The organism is Candidatus Cryptobacteroides sp. (assembly GCF_056207615.1).
Window position 1 is genome coordinate 1 of record NZ_JBAEER010000163.1, and the last position, 3,487, is coordinate 3,487.

Below are 3,487 nucleotides of genomic sequence, written 5' to 3' on the forward strand. Positions count from 1 at the left end.
GAAAGGCTCAGCCATTACTGAGCTACTTTACTGGAATCTTGTCGATTCTGCGCTGATGGCGACCACCTGCGAACTCGGTGTTCATCCAAGTGTCCACGATCTTGAGCGCAGTCTCGAGAGAGACGAAACGAGCCGGCATCACGAGGACGTTGGCATCGTTATGCTCCTTCACGAGAGCACCCACCTCCTCGCACCATGCAAGACCTGCACGGATGCCCTGATGGTGGTTAAGAGTCATTCCTATACCGTTGCCTGTTCCGCAGAGGGCGATTCCCCTTTCCACCTCACCGTTCTCGACGGCAAGAGCGAGTGGATGTGCAACATCGGCATAGTCCATGCTCTCGGTGCTGTCAGTACCGAAGTTGACCATTTCATGACCCTGGGCAGTGAGATGCTTGATGATCTCTGCCTTGTATTCAACGCCTGCGTGATCGCAGCAAATTCCAAGTTTCATGTCGTATAAAGATTTGTGACACAAATATAGCACGAAAAACGCTATTTTTACAGAAGAATGTTGTAACAAGAACGCTCTTTCTCCGTCTATATGGCAGAAACACCAAAAATCAGAAAGAAATGAGAACACGTACATTCATCACAACGACACTCTGTATCATCCTTCTTACAGGATGCATCGGCAACAATACCACCGCTGCAAGAAGCAGGCATGCATCGATAGCCCAGACCTTGTCACAATTCAAGGGCGTCGATGACGTCGAGTATCTGGATATCAGCGGAGCACTACTTGGCATAGGCAAACTTTTTGCGAAAGAAGCCCTGGACGGCGTTCCGATGAACAAGATCAAGAGCATCAACATCCTCGAGGCAGAAGGGGCAGCCGACAACGTGAGGGAAGAAATCATCGAGAAAGTCGGCAAGGCTCTCTCCGGATATGAGATCCTCATGGCGGCAAAGGACGACGGAGACGATGTCACCATCTATGCTGACATGGACAACGACATAATCAACGAACTGGTATTGTTCGTAAAGAACGATGCCACGGTGATAGCACTCAGCGGAAAGCTGTCGCTGAAGGACGTAAGCAAGCTGATCAACGACTAGAAGATGACGAGGGAAGAATTCGACAGGACATGGCTGCCGCTGGCGCCAGGATTCTACAAGGTGGCCTACTACCTTCTGGAATCCGAGGCCGAGGCGAAGGATGCCGTCCAGGAAGTCTTCGTCAAGCTCTGGACAACTCGCGAGCAGACAGAGCATGTCCTCAATCCTAAGGCTTACGGCACGATGATGGTACGCAACATCTGCATAGACGTCATCCGAAAAGCCGAGAAGGCACATCAAGAAAGCATACCGGAGAACTTGGCGGCACCGCCACCAGACTCCAGACTCGAATCTCAGGAAAGGCTGAAGGCCACCGAGGATGCGATTGGTGAACTGCCGGAGCTACAACAGAAGATACTCAGGATGCGAGTCTGGAGAAAGATGGAATTCGACGAGATAGCGGACGAACTCGGGTTAAGTCAGGTAAACGTAAGGGTCCAGTTGAGCCGGGCCAGGAAGAGGCTCAAGGAACGGTTAGAAAAGGATAATTGATGAAAAGGATAGAAGACATCGAGAACATGGAGCTCGACGAGCTCATCGCGGAGGCCGAGAAGATCGACGTCCAGGTTCCATCGGACCTTGAATCAGGTATCCGGTCGAAGATAGGAAGACAGCGCAGGATCCAGACTGGTCGCATACGCTACGGAGTTGCTGCCGCGATCACGGCTCTGCTCGGGTGCTCGCTCCTTCTGAGCATAACGCTCTCCAGCCGTGACCAGGCACTGGAAGACACCTTTGACGATCCGGAGCTCGCGTATGCGGAAGTCCAGAAGGCCTTCGGAAAGATTTCGGACGCACTCAGCGCAGGAGCAAGGGAAGCCAGCCTCGGAGAGGCAAGATTCGCACAGACGACAAGACAGATAAACGATCTAATGAACTAGAAACATGAAGAAGATAATCACGATAGCAGTGCTCGCACTCGTATCGATTGCGACATTCGCACAGACCAGCAGGGAAATCTACGACAAGTATTCGGACATGGAGGGAGTAAGCGCCGTGTACATCTCCCCTCTGATGTTCAAGATGATGAAGGCACTCCCTGACATGAACGTCGGAAACGGCAAGGACGTCAACATCACCAGCATGATCTCGTCTCTCGACGGAATGTTCATCCTCGAGGTCGGCGGGAATGCGGCGAAGAGCCTCAACAGCGACGCTGAGAAGCTCGTGAAGGCTGGTAAGTTCGGTCTGATGATGGAGGCAAAGGACAACGGAGAGAACACCAGGATTTACAGCGTCGAGAAGGGCGAATACATCACGGATCTCGTGCTTCTGACCAGCGGAGACAGCGAAACCACCTTCATCGCGATCTCCGGAAAGCTCAGAAGTGACGATATCGCCAAATTGTTGGACGATTAGCTTACGGAAGTTATTGTAAGTTTGGAAAATAAGCCCTATATTTGCGCCCGCTGAAGTCCACGGTGGACAAGGCATTAATAAATTAATCTTTTTGCACGATGGCTGAATACCTTATGCCAGAGAAGAAGCAGGAGATTTTTGCGAAGTACGGAAAGTCTAATACAGACACCGGTTCTGCAGAGAGTCAGGTTGCTTTATTTTCCTACCGTATCGCTCACCTTACCGAGCATGTGAAGAAGAACAAGAAGGACGTGGTTACCCGTCGTTCACTTCTCCGCCTCGTAGGTAAGAGACGTAGCCTTCTTGATTATCTCAAGAAGACCGACATCGAGAGATACAGAAATATCGTGAAGGAGCTCGGTCTCCGTCGATAATCCACATAGTAGGAGAAACTCTGAAAGGGGACCATTCCATAAGATGGGTGTCCCCTTTTTTCGGAAGATTACGTCTGAGGTCGTCAACAAACTCTCAACCTGCGGCGACTGAAGGCAAACATATATAATCGGACAAACAAAGACGAGACAATACTAATCAACTCCCAATAGGGGGAGGCAGGTTGAAAAGACAATAAATGAACGTTATCACTAAGAAAATCGAATTATCCGACGGCAGGGTAATCGAAATCGAGACCGGAAAGCTCGCAAAGCAGGCTGACGGCTCAGCAGTGGTCAAGATGGGAGGCACAATGCTCCTCGCGACCGTCTGCGCAGCAAAGGAGGTAAAGGAAGGAACAGACTTCATGCCTCTCACTGTGGACTACAAGGAGAAATTCTATTCAGCAGGTCGCTTCCCGGGTGGCTTCATGAAGAGAGAAGGAAAGTCATCAGACTACGAGATCCTCATCTCACGTCTCATCGACCGCCCTATCCGTCCTCTTTGGCCATCTGACTATCACCTCGAGACCTTCGTCAACGTGACCCTCATCTCAGCAGAGAAGGACATCCAGCCAGACGCACTCGCAGGTCTCGCAGCTTCATGCGCACTCGCAGCATCTGACCTCCCATTCCAGGGACCTATCTCTGAAGTACGCGTATCACGCGTGAACGGTGAGTTCGTGATCAACCCTACC

The 3,487-nt window shown here is 51.0% G+C and carries 6 protein-coding genes and 1 pseudogene; 6 read left to right on the plus strand and 1 reads right to left on the minus strand.

Annotation, left to right across the window (positions count from 1 at the left end; all coding sequences use genetic code 11):
• Nucleotides 1–22: 22 nt before the first annotated feature.
• A complete protein-coding gene (locus tag AC06ND_RS09215; protein ID WP_475678689.1) occupies nucleotides 23–454 on the minus strand; it encodes an RpiB/LacA/LacB family sugar-phosphate isomerase in 432 nt (143 codons plus the stop codon).
• 119 nt (nucleotides 455–573) lie between these two features.
• On the opposite strand from AC06ND_RS09215, the gene AC06ND_RS09220 reads away from it, so the two are divergent.
• The 6 genes and pseudogenes from AC06ND_RS09220 to AC06ND_RS09245 all read left to right on the plus strand — a co-directional run.
• Nucleotides 574–1,059, plus strand: coding sequence for a DUF4252 domain-containing protein (locus AC06ND_RS09220; RefSeq protein WP_475678690.1), 486 nt, complete (start codon nucleotides 574–576; stop codon nucleotides 1,057–1,059).
• A gap of 3 nt (nucleotides 1,060–1,062) precedes the next feature.
• Nucleotides 1,063–1,551, plus strand: a complete 489-nt coding sequence (locus AC06ND_RS09225) for an RNA polymerase sigma factor (protein WP_475678691.1) — start codon at nucleotides 1,063–1,065, stop codon at nucleotides 1,549–1,551.
• On the plus strand, nucleotides 1,551–1,940 hold the full coding sequence (locus AC06ND_RS09230) for a hypothetical protein (protein ID WP_475678692.1): 390 nt from the start codon (nucleotides 1,551–1,553) through the stop codon (nucleotides 1,938–1,940). Before AC06ND_RS09225 ends, AC06ND_RS09230 begins: the two co-directional genes overlap by 1 nt.
• 4 nt (nucleotides 1,941–1,944) lie before the next feature.
• A complete protein-coding gene (locus AC06ND_RS09235) occupies nucleotides 1,945–2,418 on the plus strand; it encodes a DUF4252 domain-containing protein (RefSeq protein WP_475678693.1) in 474 nt (157 codons plus the stop codon).
• 98 nt (nucleotides 2,419–2,516) lie between these two features.
• Complete coding sequence (rpsO, locus tag AC06ND_RS09240) at nucleotides 2,517–2,792, plus strand: 30S ribosomal protein S15 (RefSeq protein WP_475678694.1); 276 nt, start codon at nucleotides 2,517–2,519, stop codon at nucleotides 2,790–2,792.
• A gap of 197 nt (nucleotides 2,793–2,989) precedes the next feature.
• Nucleotides 2,990–3,487 (plus strand): annotated as a pseudogene (locus AC06ND_RS09245) (polyribonucleotide nucleotidyltransferase); the annotation flags it as partial.

What these genes read in the sequence shown, in the direction of transcription:
- AC06ND_RS09215 (WP_475678689.1), bottom strand. Translation starts at nt 454, where the DNA reads ATGAAACTTGGAATTTGCTGCGATCACGCAGGCGTTGAATACAAGGCA.
- AC06ND_RS09225 (WP_475678691.1), top strand. Translation starts at nt 1,063, where the DNA reads ATGACGAGGGAAGAATTCGACAGGACATGGCTGCCGCTGGCGCCAGGA.
- AC06ND_RS09230 (WP_475678692.1), top strand. Translation starts at nt 1,551, where the DNA reads ATGAAAAGGATAGAAGACATCGAGAACATGGAGCTCGACGAGCTCATC.
- AC06ND_RS09220 (WP_475678690.1), top strand. Translation starts at nt 574, where the DNA reads ATGAGAACACGTACATTCATCACAACGACACTCTGTATCATCCTTCTT.
- AC06ND_RS09235 (WP_475678693.1), top strand. Translation starts at nt 1,945, where the DNA reads ATGAAGAAGATAATCACGATAGCAGTGCTCGCACTCGTATCGATTGCG.
- rpsO (WP_475678694.1), top strand. Translation starts at nt 2,517, where the DNA reads ATGGCTGAATACCTTATGCCAGAGAAGAAGCAGGAGATTTTTGCGAAG.